Raw genomic sequence first — 17077 nt, 5'->3', positions numbered from 1 at the left:
ATGGTTTAATTCACAATAATCAAAATAATAACAGATTTGTAGATGTATGGCACAAGTGCGTGATGGGTTTCAAAGCCGACTTGGTTTTGTTTTAGCCGCTGCTGGCGCAGCAGTGGGTTTGGGTAATATTTGGGGTTTTCCTACGCAAGCGGCCAACCATGGCGGCGGTGCTTTTTTACTGGTTTATTTTATTGTTATATTTTTACTTGCGCTACCTGCGCTGTATACCGAACTTTATTTAGGTCACAAAGCACAAGCTAATCCTGTAAAAGCATTGGGCGATGCATGGCAAAACACTAGCCGTAAAGTAGGCGCAGCAGCCGGTTACATAGGCCTTGCGGGCGCAGTTGTTATGCTAAGTTTTTATTCAATAGTGGCAGGGTGGATGCTCTCGTACGCTATTGAACCCATAACAACCTTTTTTGGGTTTTCAGGCGCAAGCGAATTTCTACATAGCGACTCAGTGCTGCGTAATTTTGTATTTACGCCGCTTATGCTTATTTTAACCGCCAGTATTATTTTAAAAGGTGTTAAATCGGGAATCGAAACCTGGTCGCGCCGTTTAATGCCACTATTACTTGTGTTGCTTGTTGGTTTAATTGCCTACATTGCAACACTCGATGGCGCAAGCGAAGGCTTTGCTGCGTATTTGATTCCTGACTTTAGCCAGATACTCGACCCTAATTTAATTATTGCGGCAATGGGGCAAGCGTTCTTTTCGCTCTCACTAGGTGTGGGCTGTATGATGATTTACGGCTCGTATTTACAGCCAGATGCTAATTTACCAAAGCTCACAGCAGGTGTTGCACTACTTGATACTGGCGTTGCTTTTTTAGCGGGATTACTCATCATTCCTGCTATTTATGTGGCGCAGCACAACGGTGTTGAAGTATTTAGTGGTGGTAAACTGATTGGCGAAGGGCAACTAATTTTTGCTATTTTACCTGAGCTATTTAACACCATGGGCGAAATTGGTTTATTAGTTGGTTTATTGTTTTTTGTATTAATGTCTATTGCATCGGTTACGTCAACAATATCGACGACTGAAATTCCGGTAGCGTTTTTAGTCGAAAACCATAACGTTAGTCGCACCAAAGCAACATGGGCGGTAAGCGCCGTTGTTCTTGTGTGTGCAAGCTCGATTATATTAAATTTTGATTGGTTATTTGGCTTAGTTATTATGCTATTTACTCAATATCAATTACCGCTTATGGGTTTATTTTACTTTATTACGGTAGGTTGGATGTGGCAGCGTGGTAATAAATTACACCAAGCAACAACTGGCGTACATTACTGGTTTGCTCAGTATATTCGTTTTGTTTGCCCAATATTAATGACCTTGGTATTTGCAAACGTTGCCTTTGGTTAATTTTATCTAAGCCCTAAAATAAACTAATAAAGCGAAGTGAGTTTAAAACGCACTTCGCTTTTTTTGTGCCTATTATTTAGGTAAAGCTAAGGTATTTATAAAACCTCATTAGTTAGAGGCCTACCTTCATTTACTTCAAGCGCGTTAAGTAGGGTTGTGTTTGCTATCTCGGTGAGTGCCTCTTGGGTAAAAAAGCCCTGATGGCCTGTTACTAAAACATTTTTAAAGCTCACTAAGCGCGAAAATATATCGTCTTGATTTATTTCGTCGCTGTGATTTTTAAAAAATAGCTCCGACTCTTGCTCGTAAACGTCGAGCCCCAAGTAGCCTAATTTTTTAGTTTTAAGCGCATTAATGCACGCTTTGCTGTTTAGCAGTGCACCACGAGAGGTGTTAATAAGCATAACGCCGGTTTTCATTTTGCTAAATGCCTCGTCATTTATTAAATGATGAGTTTGCTCCGTTAAAGGGCAATGCAAAGAAACCACATCGCTTTGGCTAAGTACGGTGTCTATATCGGTAATTGTATAATTGCCAGGTTGTGCGTATGGGTCGCACACTAATACTTTAGCGCCAAAGCCATTTAATATATTGCACAGCGCAAGGCCAATTTTACCGCAACCTACAATACCCACGGTTTTATTGTGCAAGTTAAAGCCTAGTAATCCATTTAAATCAAAGTTGTCTTCGCGTACGCGGTTATACGCTTTATGCGTTTTACGGCTAAGCGTTAGCATAAGTGCAATACAATGCTCGGCTACTGCTTCTGGGCTGTAAGCAGGAACACGTAATACTTTAATTTTATGTGCTTTTGCTGCGGGTAAATCAACGTTATTAAATCCTGCACAACGCAGCAAAATAGTATTTATGCCTTGGCTTGCCAGTTGCGCAATAACGGCGGTGTTTACAGTGTCGTTTACAAATACGCATATGGCATCAAACCCATTTGCTAAAATAGCCGTTTGTTCGCTCAGGGCTTGCTCAAAATACGTTATTTTTATGTCACTGTGATCGCGTGTACTTTGTTCAAAAAAAGGCAGCTCGTACTTTTGAGTACTAAAAAAAGCAATGTTCATGGTAATAGCCTCGACGCTTAAGGAGTATTATTTATTACTAATACAATAAACTACTTTATAAACCTGTGCTTTAGTAACACGCATTTTATTGATTTAAATTAAGCCCTAATTTATGCCTTAGCCGACGTAAACAAAGGTATTTTAGACGGTACCTTTTTACCAACTCTGGCAGCGCTTAACTTTGCGGCTTGCAGTAAGTTATTTTCTATTACTTGTTTAAGTGTTTCGGGCTTAGTACGTGGTGCATAGCGTGCAACAAGTTGCCCTTGTGAGTTAATTAAAAACTTAGTGAAATTCCACTTAATTGCACGATTTTGCGAAATACCCCGCGTATGCGACTTTAAATAATTAAACAACGGATGTGTTTCTGGCCCGTTTACCATTACTTTACCAAATACCTCAAATGAGACATTAAATTGCTCTTGGTAAAAGTCTTTAATGGCTAAATTATCAAGCGGCTCATTTTGGCCAAACTGGTTACAGGGAAACGCAAGTACAGTAATACCATTGCTTTTGTATTGCTGATAGAGCTTTTCGAGTGCATTTAATTGCACCGAAAAATTACACTTACTCGCTGTATTAACAATAAGGACAGTTTTGCCCTGTAATTGGCTAAGAGAAAAATTTTCGCTGTTAAAAAGTGGTGCATTAAATTGATAAATACTGTCCATAGGTTACCTACTTACCTTTCCCGCTAAGGAAATTTTATAAAGACTTTCATTCGCTTTTTTATCGACCGGTTGACATAATCGAGGTCTAGTTTCTAAGTTATCAGTTTAATAGGTCATTTTTATGTCAATGAAAGTCGCATTTATAGGTTTAGGCGTAATGGGTTACCCAATGGCGGGGCATTTAGCAAAAGCAGGGCACAGCGTATGCGTTTATAACCGTACTCAAGCTAAAGCTCAAGCGTGGACTGCAGAACACTCAGGAAGCTTTGCATCAACCCCGCGCGAAGCTGTAAGCAATGCCGACATCGTATTTATGTGTGTTGGTAACGATGACGATTTACGCTCAGTAGTGTATGGCGACGACGGCGTGTTAGCCGGCATGCTGCCGCACACTGTTTTGGTTGATCACACCACAACCTCTGCCGAAGTAGCACGCGAAGTGGCTGCAAAAGCGGCTCTGCAAAATATCGACTTTATTGATGCGCCTGTATCGGGCGGACAAGCTGGCGCCGAAAACGGCGTATTAACGGTTATGGCGGGTGGCAGTGAAGCTGTATTTGCTAAAGTGCAGCCAGTTATGGCGGCGTTTAGTCGTTTTAGCCAATTGTTAGGCGGCGTTGGCTCGGGACAACTTTGTAAAATGGTTAATCAAATTTGTATTGCTGGCGCAGTGCAAGGGTTAGCCGAAGGCTTACATTTTGCCAAGCAAGCTGGGCTTGATGGCGAAAAAGTTATAGAAACCATTTCTAAAGGTGCAGCCGGTTCGTGGCAAATGGAAAACCGCTACAAAACAATGTGGGCGGGTGAATATGAGTTTGGTTTTGCCGTAGATTGGATGCGTAAAGATTTAGGCATTGCACTCGATGAAGCTAAAAACAACGGTGCTACTTTACCAATGACCGCAACGGTCGATCAATATTACGCCGATGTACAAGCACTCGGCGGTGGCAGATACGACACATCAAGCTTACTAGCACGCATTGAAGCGCTACATAAAAAGTAACGTTTACGTCGAGTATGTCGATGACGCTAAGCTTGCTGGCGTGATGGGCGAAGCCCATAAAAATTCAAACAAAAACGCGACGCTTAAATTACTATAGCGTCGCGTTTTTATATGCGTTGTATAAGTACGTCTACACCAAATTACATGCTTTGTGCGTAGTTGTACAGTGCCTTTAAAATTGTAAGATTTTTTTCGCTGTCGTCATGTTCATGCGCTAGGTTTTCAAGGGTGATCATAAAATCTTGCGCATTAATCGACGGTTGATCTTCCCCGTGCATTAACTTGTTTTGGCAATACTGGCGCCATTGATCAAGCTCTTGCTGGTTTAGCGTTTCAGGCCAGTTACGGGCGCGGTATCTAAACAACAATGTATTAAACTTTTTATCTTCAAAGTCTAACTTCAATCCAGCCAATTCATCTGGTTTTGCATCGCGAATAATCGCAAATTTAGCTTTATCAGCATGGCTTGTAAACCCATCGTAAAGTAAGTAGTCAACGTTAGTGGTTGCGCTGTAATCGCCTTGCTCGTTAAACACTTCGGTTACTTTATCGCGAAGGTCGGTATTGGCTTTTAAAATAGCTAAGTTAGCTAAGCACTGCTCGCGATCAATCCCAAGGCGGGCGGCGTTTTCAGGCAATAATGTTTTAGCTGGGGCTAAAATAGGGCACTTGTTTAAATGCACTAGCTTTAAGCCAACAGGTAAATCGTCCTCGGCTAAATCTACACGTTTGGTGTATAAGCGTTTGCGTAACTCTTCTACGTTTAAATCAATGAGTACTTGCGGGTTTTGGGTTAAATCAAAACAAATAACTGCGTTTTTATTTACCGGATGAAAGCTCATAGGCGCAACCCAGCTTGTACAGCCTTGCGTTGCAGGTATGCGCGACGTGGTATGCACCAGCGGCGTCATGTTAAATACATCAACCAATTCAGCAAGGGATTTTTTGCCACGCAAACCAAAAAAGAAGTTATATAGCTTTGGCTGTTTTTCTTTTATTAGCTTAGCCAGTGCAATAGTGGCGGTTACATCGCTTAGCGCATCGTGCGCTGCGGCGTGTTCAATACCATTAGCTACTGTTAAATGTTCTAACTTAAAGCTTGGGCTGCCATCTTCTTTTAACGGCCATTCAATGCCTTCAGGGCGCAGTGCGTAACAAGCTCGTACTAAATCAATAATATCCCAGCGGCTATTGTTATTTTTGTATTCACGCTCGTATGGGTCGTAAAAATTACGGTAAAAGCTATAGCGACTTACTTCGTCATCAAATCGAATACTGTTATAACCGGCAACACAGGTGTTTGGCACGCTAAATTCGGCATGAATTTTTGCTATAAACTCAGCTTCAACTAAGCCTTTTTTCATCGCCACTTGTGGCGTAATACCCGTAATTAAACACGCCTCAGGGTGAGGTAAGTAATCCGCTTGCGGCTTACAATACTCAATAAGCGGCTCGCCAATAATATTTAAATCAAGATCGGTACGAATACCCGCAAACTGGCTCGGCTTATCCTTTTGAGGGCTCGCCCCCCAGGTCTCGTAGTCGTGCCAATAGATTGTTGCTTGATTTTGCTCTTGATATGCCATGCTGAAAACCCTGAGTAGTTAACTTAAAAGCGCCTAAATACGCGCCAAGTTACTAAAATAATGAATTATTTAGATTATGGCATATGGGCGAGGGAGTTTATAGGTTTGGATGAGAAAACTAGTTTTATTATAAGGAGCTAGCTTTCTTATATTTGCAAGGTTATAAATATAAGAAAGCCCGTAAAAGCAGGTTTTCTTTGCTGAGGTTATTTATTTTTGAGCGAATTTAGCTTTTCGACCAAGGAGATAAGTTAGAACGTAAGTATGCACACCTTAATAACTTCTCACTGAGCAATATTTTCAAAAACAGAGATAGATATTAGACCAAGAATTAGGTGAAATTACACTATGCAGAATAATTTAAAGCCCGTTAATACAGGCATATTAGTTTTATTCAGTAACCCACCCTTGCTCGATTGCATATAACTTTGCTCTATCAGTTATTTGGTAAGCGTCGATACTAACACCTATTGAGTAATGCTGTACTCTCTGAATAAATTGATCATCCAGTAAAGCAGATATGTAGATTTCAGCAAATATTTTAGAACAACCAAGTAATCGATGCAGATTATCAAAGTATAAGCTACTCTTTCCTTTGTTATAAAAAATCACCATCTCTTTGAGCAGTTCCATTCGTTTATCCATTACACTTTCTAAAGGTTTTTCTGCAACAGATTCAAATGGACTATTACCAACAGGTGGCTCTTTGAATAAGGGAGCTTGATGAATTTCACGTAAAAGGTTGTCAAATTGTAATTCATATTCATCTTCACGAGAAAAGTTGATATGCAAACGGGTTTTTAAAAATGTAGGTACGTTATGAGTGCCATTTTGACGAATCAGAGGAATGACTTTATTGCTATCAATATTAGTCATATATTCAGCAGTCATAATCATTTTCTCATATCCAACCCCACCTAAACCGCTATTAGCTTTAGTAACATAATTGTCAGTACATACCATAATAATACGGTTAGACTCAGCTACACTTTTTTCCATGAAGCCACCCAAGTCATCACCAAGGCTTACACGAAATTGATCTAAGATTGCATCAACACCAGAATTGCGTAAACGTTGAGCTAATTCTAGAACCCATTTCTTATGGGCTTGTGTGTCATGGGAATATGAAATAAATACTTTAGGGACATTAACACTCATGAAATTTCCTTGTAACTGTTCTTATGAATTCAATTTTTAGTTTTGAATATTGTTTATTAATGAGTTCTTACTAATTTTATTTAAAGTGACTTACCTATAAATATGACTTTGAACAACCATTGTGCAATTGCCGTTTATCGGTATTAATTGCTCTGGCCAGTTGGGGTTGGCAGCTTTTAGAAATTTGTGGCCGTTTTCAATAATGAGTTGTTTAAATGTGGTTTAATTATCGTCTAAGTGTGCTAGTACATACGAACCGATGAAGTACTCTGCTTCAAGATCTACAAAACCCACATCATGCTCATTAAACTTAGGTACCATGCTCACGTATTTTAAACTCTAAAGGCTCTAATTCCATTTGTACCTAATATTATTAGAAACTATACATAAAAATGCTTAATATTGTATAATTATTTCAATAAAACTGCCTATTTATAACAATGAAATCATTAATAAAAGTTATTATTTATTGCTCACTTTTCATCTCACATAGCGCCTTAGCTGAACTGGCTAAAGTTCAAGTAAATGGCTTTGACGTTGAGTACGAATTAACTGGTAAAGGCAAGCATACTATTTTACTTGAAGCGGGTGGTTCTGCTGGTTTAAGTGATTGGAATCCGATTTTTGAATCACTTACCAAGCACGCTAAAGTTATACGGTATTCTCGTATTGGTAATGGTGGTTCTACGCAAATAAAGAAAAACTATAGCTCAGAAGAATATGCAGCTGAGGCTGTGTTATTACTCAAAACACTGAAAATAGAAGAGCCTGTTGTGTATGTTGCGCATTCTTATGGTGCTTATGTTGCGCGTGTATTTGCTGCAACATACCCTGATCAGATTAAAGCGTTGATGTTGATTGAGCCTGCATCAGAGCACGATGTAGATATTATGCGCGCGATTGATTTGCCACGCGCTGAAAAAGAAATTGCAGCAATAAAGCTCGACGATATGAAAAATGGAATGTCGAATCAGTACTTAGATTTTTGGGCAAAACGTCCACTGCCTGATTATCCACAAATTGCTGACATACCAGTAACTGTTATAGCCTCAGTTAAAAAACATAAAAGTCCATCGGTATTATTTTTTACCGACAAAGCGCGTGAAATGTGGGGCGACTTACATTCAAAGTGGGCTAATGCCTTTCCTCGAGGTGAAATAGTAATAACAAATAAGAGCTATCACTACCCGCAAAATGACGAGCCAGAAATGGTTGTAGCCCAAATAGTTAAGTTGCTTGAACGTACTAAATAAGGTGTTGGTTTTGTTGCTGATTGTATAAATACCAATTGCCGTAAATTAGTAGTTTGGCATTAGACTAAAGTCTATAGGTTAGATTTATTCACTTATTAGGTTTGTTTTAATCGTTTGTCGGTTTTGTGTTAATTCTCTAAAGTTCAGTTGTCGGCAACAAGTACGATTTAACTAATACCAATTTTATTAAAACATGATCATTTTAGCGAATTAAATAACTCACTAACTGCGTTAAAAATTACTTATATAGAACGACTATATTTCATAATTTTGCCTTGTTATTAAGCTATTTTCTTGACGCTAAAAAAGCTCACTAATTTAAACAATTGGCATAACAGGACTACGACCATGAAACTTACTCTTATCAAAACTATCGCTCTTAGCTCACTACTTACATGTTCAGCTGCTGCAATGGCTGAGCAAAGTGATTACAAATTAATGGTTATTGAAACTGCAACAGCGCCACAGCCACTTGAGCAATCATTTAATAGCTGCGCACTGAATGTTAAGTCAAAAAATTACGCTGAAGCCGAAGCAATTTGTACTAAAGCAATTGCGCTTTTAAAAGATGCAGATGGCCCTAAATTTAAAGTACGCCAACTTACATCGTTTGCATTAAGCAACCGTGGTGTTGCACGTTTAAAAGCGAACAACGACACTGCTGGCCTTGCTGATTTATACGAAGCAAACCAAATGTCTACAAGTACAATGGTATCGCACAACTTAACTCGCGCTAAAGAAGAGCTTTCTTTATAAGTATTTTATAAATGCTTTTATAAAGTGCTTACCAAAAGCATGTTATAAAATAGCGAGAGTAAAAAAGCCCATGTTAGGTTAATTCCTTACATGGGCTTTTTTTTATTTAATGCGTAAGTTAATACCTTAAATATGTTAATAGAGTAGGGTGTGTATTTATAATTAATATTTTGGGTATGCTTGTTTAGGCTACGCGAATATAATGCGAGATAACCGTATAAAAATAATAACCCTTCTGCTTTGCTTATTTTGAGCAAGGCATCATTAAATAAATATTGAGATTTAAACCATGGCACCAGGAACCAGCCTAAGCGTACTTGAAATAAGTGCGATATTTTTATCAATTACCGCGTTACTCACCTATGTAAACCATCGCTTTATTGGCTTGCCAACAACCATTGGCGTTATGGTTATTTCGATGCTTTTATCTATCGGCGCTATATTTTTGGGCTTTTTAGGGTTTGATGATCTTATAGATTACGAAGTGAGCTTGCTCGATCAGTTAGATTTTACTGAAGTTTTGCTCGATGGCATGCTCTCTATGCTGCTGTTTGCTGGGGCGCTGCATGTAAATGTTAGCGATTTAAGGCGTTATAAATTGCCAATAGGTATTCTGGCCTGCGTTGGTACGTTGCTATCAACGGTTATTATTGCTGGTGCGCTTTATTTAGTGCTTCCTTTGCTTGGTTTTGATTTAGCATTTATTTGGTGTTTACTGTTCGGTGCATTAATTTCGCCAACCGATCCGATTGCGGTAATGGGAATTTTACAATCTGCGGGTGCGCCTAAAAGTATTGAAACCGTGATTGCGGGTGAATCGTTGTTTAACGATGGTATAGGCGTGGTTATTTTTGTGCTTTTATTGGGTGTTTTATCAAGTGGTGATATTCCTACAACTTATTATGTAGCGCACACGCTGGCGGTAGAAGCCGGTGGTGGTATTATTTTTGGTTTGGTATTAGGTGGTATTTTATATTACTTACTTAAAAGTATTGATAGTTACCAAGAAGAAGTACTACTTACTTTAGCGGGCGTTATTGGTGGTTATGCACTTGCAAGCCATTGGCATTTGTCGGGCCCACTTGCAATGGTAATGATGGGGTTAATGGTGGGCAATCATGGTCGTAGTATGGCTATGAGCGACAAAACACGCCACTACGTTGATTTGTTTTGGGAGCTGATTGACGAAATTTTAAATGCCATTTTATTTGTACTCATAGGGCTTGAAGTCGTCATGATTGCATTTTCGAGTAATTTGTTTATTGCTGGTGGCTTAACAATTTTAATAGCGTTAATGGCACGTTTAATTGTTGTGGGTATAACAACCACTACATTTAATAAGCAATTAGAGTTGCCATCTGGTGCGTGGAAAGTTTTAACCTGGGGTGGCTTGCGCGGTGGTATTTCGGTTGCATTGGTATTGCAATTACCTGATGGGAACGAGCGCGATATTTTGTTGGCTCTTACTTATGCGGTTGTGGTGTTTTCTATTTTAATTCAGGGTTTGAGTATTGGTAAAGTAGCCAAAACTATCCGTTAAATATAAATCGGTTAGATCAAACCTGTTAAATATAATTCTTTAAAAAGCGTGTGAAATAGCTGTATTTCACACGCTTTTTATTTTTCTTATAAAACAAAAGGGCAATTAAAACGTAAAGCTGAGCTGCACACCGCTGTAAATATGTTCTTGTGCTTCCCAGTAGTCGCCATCTATTTGGCGCGCACGGGTAAATACTTCTATTTTAAATGGCTTAAAGTGATAACCCGCACCTATACCTGCGTAACCGTCTATGTCGTTGTTCGATTTTTCTATTTGGTAGGTGTTGTCGCCTCTATCGTTTTTAAAGGCGAGTTCGAACAGATCTAAGCCAAGCTCGGCGTATATAAAAAAGTCATTAAAATAACCAAGCTTCATGCCGTTGTCCCACGTTATAAATTCTTCTTGCTCGCCTTGTTTATTATTGATTACTGCCGCGCCAATTGCGCTGGTAAAAACAACACCAAAGTTACTGTAATTTTGCTTAACCATCACTTCTACACCTGCAGATGTAATGCTGCTATCGCCATTAAATTCTGATTTTATAAACATACCGGTGTTAGGCATGTCATTACCGAGCAAAAGCCTTGCGTTAGCATTTTGGCTAAATGATAAAAGCGTGCTTAATAAAGCAAAAAGAGGAAGTATGTGTTTCAAAAAAGTTAACCCATTAATGATGAAAAGTTACCAGAGCTGTAATTATAAATACATGACTTAGTATTGCATGTAATTAAATGTATAAATTTGTTTGATTGTTATTCAGCTATCCCAAAGCAAGGTGTTTAAAATAAAACCAACTAAAAATAAGCATAAATAATTATATACATTTTAAAACGTAAAGTAGCGATTTTAGGCACGATTATTAGTTCGTAAGTTATTTAAATATATAGAAAAAACTTAAACGTATTAGACTAAGGTCTATAGGTTAATTTTTCTCACTTATTAGGTTTGTTTTAATCGTTTGTCGGGGTTGTGGTAATTCTCTAAAGTTCAATTGTCGGCAACAAGCACGGCTTAACTAATCAGGAATATGACCATGAAACTTACACTTATCAAAACTATCGCTCTTAGCTCACTATTAACATGTTCAGCTGCTGCAATGGCTGATCAAAGTGATTACAAATTAATGGTTATTGAAACTGCAACAGCGCCACAGCCACTTGAGCAATCATTTAATAGCTGCGCACTGAATGTTAAGTCAAAAAACTACGCTGAGGCTGAAGCAATTTGCACTAAAGCAATCGCACTTTTAAAAGACGCAGATGGCCCTAAATTTAAAGTACGCCAACTTACGTCATTCGCATTAAGCAACCGTGGTGTTGCGCGTTTAAAAGCGCATAACGATACAGCTGCACTTGCTGATTTATACGAAGCATCAAAATTGTCTAACAGCTCAATGGTATCGCACAACTTAACTCGCGCTAAAGAAGAATTATCTCTATAAGGTCTTTTATAAAGTGCTTACTAAAGCATAATATAAAATAGCGAGAGTAAAAAAGCCGATGTTGGATTAAACCCCAACATCGGCTTTTTCGTGTTTATTAACTTTGTATTTTGCTATTAAAAAATAAAAAAATGTATTTTTATATATATTGTTTAGTTGTTTTCATGGATTTTAACTAATTGTAATTACTAAGTATTTTTACAGGTGTTAGACTAAAGTCTATAGGCTAGATTTATTCACTTATTAGGTTTGTTTTTATCGTTTGTGGTAAAGCAAGAGATGCAGAGTATGGGTTTGAAAATGCATGGTACCGCGATAAAGTTATTTTTGCAGGCGCTGAACTTATTTATGAGCAAGTAAAGCTTCAAAATACAGACGAACTCGACAAAATTGACGTTATTTTGTCTCGATTGGATTCAACAGATACGCCTTGGGGCGAAGAATCGTTAAATGGAAAATTAACAGTTAGAGACGATGTTTACATTAACGCCGATCGTACTTACCGATGCTCTAGCATTGAGAACGTTAGTTTTGAGCAAAGCAATGTGCTTTATGGCGTTGCTAATACTAGCCCATCGGTTAACTTTCCTACAGCTGATGAATGCGTTAGTGCTAATTTAGATACACCGTTCGAGCGAGGTTTTAGCATTAGCTATACTGAGTCAGGATCGTTTTACCAAACTGACTTTGCCTTTAGAGAGGAAAATACCGACTTTCAGACATTATCTGATTGGGTAAATGTTAAAGACAAAGCTACTGACTTAGAAACTCAAGATTTAGTGACCGTACTCGCTGCTATGCCCTATGAGTTTGATGACGAAACATCTATTGATGCTAGCTTTTGGCGTAAATACAAAACCACAGACAACGTACGTATTATTAAAACAATTGAAGGGAAATGGTTTAGAGATACCCGCCGAGAAGATGGAACAATGCTGCATGAGTGCGGTGAAAATGGTGTTGACTGGGTGCAATGCGAATAATGTAAAAAGCACTTTAATAAATATTAGTTTAATGCCAGTCAGCTAATAACTGACTGGCATTTTTTGTTTGAAAAAGCTTACTTTTATGTGCGGTTATAACTGTATACCTGATGAACTTTATTTTTAATCTGTTTTTTACTCGGGTTTACTGTAAAATTACTGGGTTAACATTTGTAAAGTGATGCATACAATTGTTATTGCTCATTAAGTATTTAAACTAATTTAAGTAGAGCTTATGATTTTTTATATTATAGGGTTAAGTTTACTTGTTATTATTTTATGCGTTGCACTTTATGTAATTTACAGCAACGTACATAAAAGTCGGGTAAGAAAATCCAAGGAATACAACGTACTGTTTGATAAAGACACGATAGTTGATGAACTAATCACTCAACTAACAGAAAAAAATCAAACACAAGAAAACCAAGATAAAACAGCTAAAGGTAAAGAAGAAATCCTTGCAACATTTGTTGAGTTACATCGCTCTGGTAGCTTTTGCGCACATTTGAGTGAACAGGAAATTATTTACTTTGTTAAAAAGAAATTAAACATGGAGAGTAATAAAAATGGATAGCGAAAAAGCAGTCCCAGCAGTAAAAAGTGACTCATTTATGAGTCGATTTGGTCGTCGTAATGTAATTATAGTGTCATCAATTGTTGTTGTATTGGTCGTGATAGCAACTCTTACATCGCAAGTTGTTTCATGGAATGAAGCAGATGAGCGTTTAGTACATCAATCGGCTTTTACAGGTAACTTAACCGTAATAAATCAAGCAGGCCCTTACTTAAAAGCATTTGGTAGTACATCCGCTTATAAAAAAGTAATTTCGATTAACTTTACGGGCGATGCCGGTGCAACAGCAAGCGCAATTGTGCCGTTAATTCCGATTCGATTTTTAGACACGACAACAGGTGGCGCACGAGGTGTCTCTCGTTTTAGATTACCAGGCAATGTACCTGCAGCTGAATCGGGTGCTCTACGTGGTTTACTTAAAATACACGAAGAGTTTGGTTCACAAGAAACATTAATATCTAATTTATTAATGCGTGCAACCACTGAAAATGTAAAAGCGTCGGCGCGTATGATGTCGGTAGAGCAACATTACTCTGGTGGTAATGGTCAATTAAGTCAAGATTTTGCTGATCAATTAACCAACGGTATTTTTGTTACTGAACAAATTATTAGTACGGGCGAGCGCGATAAATCTGACGATTTAGGTAATTTAAGTAAACAGCAACGTGTCACTATTAATATTAAAATGGATGATGAGGGTAATACACTGCGTAACGCACCTATTTTAGGCGCTTACGGTATTACAGTAGTTGATGCCAGCATTATTGATATTGACTACGAAAGCAAAGTAAATGCTCGCCTTGAAGCTCAAAAGCAGGCTGCTGCTGATGAAGCGCTAGCGCGTCAAAACCTTAAAAAAGCAGAGCAACAAGCGCGTACCGAAGTGGCTTTAGGTGAACAAGCAATTGCTAAGCAACGTGCTGAATCTGAAAAGCTAAAAATAAAAGAGCAAATTGATGCTGAACGAATTAAGGCAAATGCCATTATTTCTGCACAGCAACGAGTGGCTGTAAAAGCGGAGCTTGCAAAAGAACAAGAAGAGATTTTAAAGCAACAACGTTTAGAAGCATTAGGTATGGACGTTTTAGCTGAGGCTCGTTTAAGAGCTAAGTCTGCTGCACTTGATCCAAAGTATGTATTTGATGAAACACTAAAAGCAGAAGTTAAAATTCAAACCGCTTTATTTACAAGCTTAGGTAATAGCCGTTTAGTGCCTGAAATTGTAATAGGCGCAGGCCAAGGCGAGCAAAGTAATGGCTCTGAGTTCATGCGTTTATTAGCCGCCGATGCTGCATTAAGTCTTAAAAAGCGTTTAGAAAAAGAGAAAAAATAAACGATTAGTTAAGTATTGCACAAACAATAAAACGTTGGCTGATTCGCATTGGCCAGCGTTTTTTATTGCGTAAATTTTGTTATTGTATGGTGCGGCTTAGCTTGTGAAAACAAGCTTTTTAAATTATGAAATAAAAGAGTGAGCAGTACTTATGGACCCCAGTAATCAGTTTATTTTAGATTTAGGACAAGAGCATATTACCATCCAGCGACGATATGAAGCGCTGGGAGCGTTTTACGATTTTTTGATTGCTGTTTGGTTTTTAATTGGCAGTTTTTTCTTTTTAAATGACTCACTAATAGAAAGTGGCACATGGCTGTTTATAGCGGGCAGTGCTCAATTGCTTATAAAACCTATTTTGAAATTGATCAGCTTAGTACATGTTAGTCGGGTATTTCATTCAAATAAAACTTCATAAATAAAACACCATAAATGCGACTCATGATGAGTTCAGTTATTATGGCTAATAATTTACCAGTATAAGTTATTTAAATATCAAGGATAGAAAAAGTGAAAGTACTTAAGTGGATTGCAATTGGAATAGCTACTTTATTAATTATAGGCTTACTAATTCCCGAAAAAATAATGATTCCGGTACAAGGTGCCACAAGTAAAGATTGGAATCATAACACGTTTTGGTACGAGCCTTGGGGTAGGTCGGGTGTGCACAAAGGAATTGATATTTTTGGCACAAAAAATACTCCCGTAGTTGCCTCAACAAGCGGTATTGTTATATTTGCAGGTGAGTTAACTCGTGGTGGCAAGGTGGTTGCGGTGCTTGGGCCTAAATGGCGCGTGCATTATTTTGCACATTTAAATGACTACTCGGTAAGTACAGGTGATGTAGTAAGCATAAACAGTCAAATTGGCTTACTGGGCGATACCGGAAATGCCGCAGGAAAACAGCCTCATGTGCATTATTCTATTTTATCGTTAGTGCCTATGCCGTGGCTTTTTACAACGCAAAACCAAGGGTGGAAAAAGATGTTTTTTTTGAGCCCACATAAAAAACTCACTGCTAAATAATAGTTTTAGCTGTTAAATCAAGATGTTTAACAGCTAGAATTAGTTAATAAGCAAGCGTGTATTTAAGCTAAAAATTAGCCTGCAACAGGTGTTTTACCCGCGCGAATATTTTTAATGCTTTTAATAAACATATAAATACAGGTAGTGATTAAACAGCCTGCTAAATAAAACACAATACCATTGGGTGCATCAGATAAATTTGCAGCAAGCATAGGGCCAAATACCGAACCAATACTGTAACTCAAAAGCATTACCTCAGTTGCTGAGACTATTTTTGCCATTGGCAATGAGTCGCACGCAAGTGTTATAGCAATCGGGTAAAGTGCAAAGCTGCATGCGCCTAGTATTAAGTAGCTTACTATTAATCCTGCTAAAGTGTTTGCTTGTAGTATACCCACAGCACCGGCTGCGCCTACTAAACAAAACATACCCATCAATAAGCTTTTTTCAAGGCGAGTAGATAAGTAACTCACAAGCGGCTGAACAACCATGCCACCTAAAATAATAACCGCCATAAGTGTGCCTGTGTACTGAGCTTGATCGGCTTGGGCTGCAATATAAACCGGCATTAAGCCATAAACAGGGCCCAATAATAAGCCTGACGCTAAGCATCCGAGCATAGCAGGGTGGCTTAGTGTTTTTATTTCTTTTAGTGGTAGCTTTTCAAGGTGTTGTTTTTCGGGCTGACCTTTGGTTATTAATAAAGGCGCTAAAATAGCTAAAAATAATAACGAGGCTACAAATAAATAAGGCGTTGAACCTTCGGTGCCAAGCGGCCCTATAGCAAGTTGACCTACGGCGCTGCCCCCATAAAGTGAGGTCATGTATAAACCCAAACGTTTAGCCCGCGACTTTGCTGTGTTGGTCATTAACAACCAAGACTCAACAACGACAAACACACCGGCAACAGCAACACCTGCTACAAATCTTGCTATTAACCAGTTAACGGTATTTGGTAGCGCAAGTTGTGCAAGCACACTTACTATTAATAAGCTTAAAAATAATATAAAGGCGAAGCGATGACCCATTTTTACCACAATGCGCTCTATTGTGGTGGCGCCAATAAGTAAGCCAAAGTAAAAAATGCTCGCAAGCCAAGGCGCTAGATTTTCATCAAGTTTAAATGCAGGTAACGACAGCGGAATAAGGCTCATTAAAAAGCCTGATGCAATAGCAAAAAATGACAGCCCGATAACGGGTGCTAAAGGGTTGTTAGAGGTGCTTGTGGTGGCTGATTCGGCCATTTGTGTTTATCGACTCATCAAGGTAAATAACCACTGTTTTAAAGTTTGAGAGGTTACTTTAATA

The 17077-nt window shown here is 38.4% G+C and carries 17 protein-coding genes; 11 read left to right on the top strand and 6 right to left on the bottom strand.

Annotated elements, in window-relative coordinates; translation table 11 throughout:
* Nucleotides 1–46 precede the first annotated feature (46 nt).
* Nucleotides 47–1369, top strand: coding sequence for a sodium-dependent transporter (locus I6F10_RS04315; RefSeq protein WP_197098490.1), 1323 nt, complete (start codon nucleotides 47–49; stop codon nucleotides 1367–1369).
* A 95-nt stretch (nucleotides 1370–1464) separates the two neighbouring features.
* On the opposite strand, the gene I6F10_RS04310 is transcribed toward I6F10_RS04315, so the two are convergent.
* Nucleotides 1465–2445: a 2-hydroxyacid dehydrogenase gene (locus I6F10_RS04310; protein ID WP_197098489.1), complete on the bottom strand. Its 981-nt coding sequence runs from the start codon at nucleotides 2443–2445 to the stop codon at nucleotides 1465–1467.
* Between the two features lie 110 nt (nucleotides 2446–2555).
* Entirely contained in the window at nucleotides 2556–3116 is a 561-nt protein-coding gene (locus tag I6F10_RS04305) for a glutathione peroxidase (RefSeq protein ID WP_197098488.1), read from the bottom strand.
* A gap of 121 nt (nucleotides 3117–3237) precedes the next feature.
* Between I6F10_RS04305 and I6F10_RS04300 the strand changes: the two genes are divergently transcribed.
* Nucleotides 3238–4119, top strand: a complete 882-nt coding sequence (locus I6F10_RS04300) for an NAD(P)-dependent oxidoreductase (RefSeq protein ID WP_197098487.1) — start codon at nucleotides 3238–3240, stop codon at nucleotides 4117–4119.
* Nucleotides 4120–4259: 140 nt separating this feature from the next.
* Here I6F10_RS04300 and sbcB read toward each other — a convergent pair whose 3' ends face one another.
* Complete coding sequence (gene sbcB, locus I6F10_RS04295) at nucleotides 4260–5705, bottom strand: exodeoxyribonuclease I (protein WP_197098486.1); 1446 nt, start codon at nucleotides 5703–5705, stop codon at nucleotides 4260–4262.
* Between the two features lie 390 nt (nucleotides 5706–6095).
* Complete coding sequence (locus I6F10_RS04290) at nucleotides 6096–6863, bottom strand: toll/interleukin-1 receptor domain-containing protein (protein WP_197098485.1); 768 nt, start codon at nucleotides 6861–6863, stop codon at nucleotides 6096–6098.
* Nucleotides 6864–7303: 440 nt separating this feature from the next.
* On the opposite strand from I6F10_RS04290, the gene I6F10_RS04280 reads away from it, so the two are divergent.
* The 3 genes from I6F10_RS04280 to I6F10_RS04270 all read left to right on the top strand — a co-directional run bounded on the left by I6F10_RS04280 (nucleotide 7304) and on the right by I6F10_RS04270 (nucleotide 10412).
* Nucleotides 7304–8116 (top strand): alpha/beta fold hydrolase, encoded by an 813-nt coding sequence (locus tag I6F10_RS04280; RefSeq protein WP_197098484.1) that lies wholly within the window; start codon nucleotides 7304–7306, stop codon nucleotides 8114–8116.
* Nucleotides 8117–8464: 348 nt separating this feature from the next.
* Complete coding sequence (locus tag I6F10_RS04275) at nucleotides 8465–8872, top strand: hypothetical protein (RefSeq protein WP_101162764.1); 408 nt, start codon at nucleotides 8465–8467, stop codon at nucleotides 8870–8872.
* Between the two features lie 289 nt (nucleotides 8873–9161).
* Nucleotides 9162–10412: a cation:proton antiporter gene (locus I6F10_RS04270; RefSeq protein ID WP_197098483.1), complete on the top strand. Its 1251-nt coding sequence runs from the start codon at nucleotides 9162–9164 to the stop codon at nucleotides 10410–10412.
* Between the two features lie 105 nt (nucleotides 10413–10517).
* On the opposite strand, the gene I6F10_RS04265 is transcribed toward I6F10_RS04270, so the two are convergent.
* Nucleotides 10518–11066, bottom strand: coding sequence for a hypothetical protein (locus I6F10_RS04265; protein ID WP_197098482.1), 549 nt, complete (start codon nucleotides 11064–11066; stop codon nucleotides 10518–10520).
* Nucleotides 11067–11445: 379 nt separating this feature from the next.
* Between I6F10_RS04265 and I6F10_RS04260 the strand changes: the two genes are divergently transcribed.
* From I6F10_RS04260 to I6F10_RS04235, 6 genes are all read left to right on the top strand, one after another.
* A complete protein-coding gene (locus I6F10_RS04260; RefSeq protein ID WP_182197206.1) occupies nucleotides 11446–11853 on the top strand; it encodes a hypothetical protein in 408 nt (135 codons plus the stop codon).
* A 401-nt stretch (nucleotides 11854–12254) separates the two neighbouring features.
* Nucleotides 12255–12836, top strand: a complete 582-nt coding sequence (locus I6F10_RS04255; RefSeq protein ID WP_231619882.1) for a hypothetical protein — start codon at nucleotides 12255–12257, stop codon at nucleotides 12834–12836.
* Nucleotides 12837–13071: 235 nt separating this feature from the next.
* Entirely contained in the window at nucleotides 13072–13410 is a 339-nt protein-coding gene (locus tag I6F10_RS04250) for a hypothetical protein (protein ID WP_024595217.1), read from the top strand.
* Nucleotides 13403–14743: an SPFH domain-containing protein gene (locus I6F10_RS04245; RefSeq protein ID WP_002961828.1), complete on the top strand. Its 1341-nt coding sequence runs from the start codon at nucleotides 13403–13405 to the stop codon at nucleotides 14741–14743. Before I6F10_RS04250 ends, I6F10_RS04245 begins: the two co-directional genes overlap by 8 nt.
* Before the next feature lie 151 nt (nucleotides 14744–14894).
* Complete coding sequence (locus tag I6F10_RS04240) at nucleotides 14895–15161, top strand: YrhK family protein (protein WP_197098481.1); 267 nt, start codon at nucleotides 14895–14897, stop codon at nucleotides 15159–15161.
* A gap of 92 nt (nucleotides 15162–15253) precedes the next feature.
* Nucleotides 15254–15769 carry a M23 family metallopeptidase gene (locus tag I6F10_RS04235; protein ID WP_002961830.1) on the top strand — a complete coding sequence of 172 codons (516 nt, stop codon included), beginning with the start codon at nucleotides 15254–15256 and terminating at the stop codon, nucleotides 15767–15769.
* 74 nt (nucleotides 15770–15843) lie between these two features.
* Here the strand turns inward: I6F10_RS04235 and I6F10_RS04230 are convergent, their stop codons facing one another.
* The gene (locus I6F10_RS04230; RefSeq protein ID WP_197098480.1) at nucleotides 15844–17013 is read right to left on the bottom strand and encodes an MFS transporter; all 1170 of its coding nucleotides are present in this window, start codon (nucleotides 17011–17013) and stop codon (nucleotides 15844–15846) included.
* Nucleotides 17014–17077 lie beyond the last annotated feature (64 nt).

It is taken from the genome of Pseudoalteromonas sp. SWYJZ98 (assembly GCF_015864495.1).
GTDB lineage: Bacteria > Pseudomonadota > Gammaproteobacteria > Enterobacterales > Alteromonadaceae > Pseudoalteromonas > Pseudoalteromonas distincta.
Note: the sequence above shows the minus strand (reverse complement) of the source record. Positions and strands in the feature narration are given on the sequence as shown.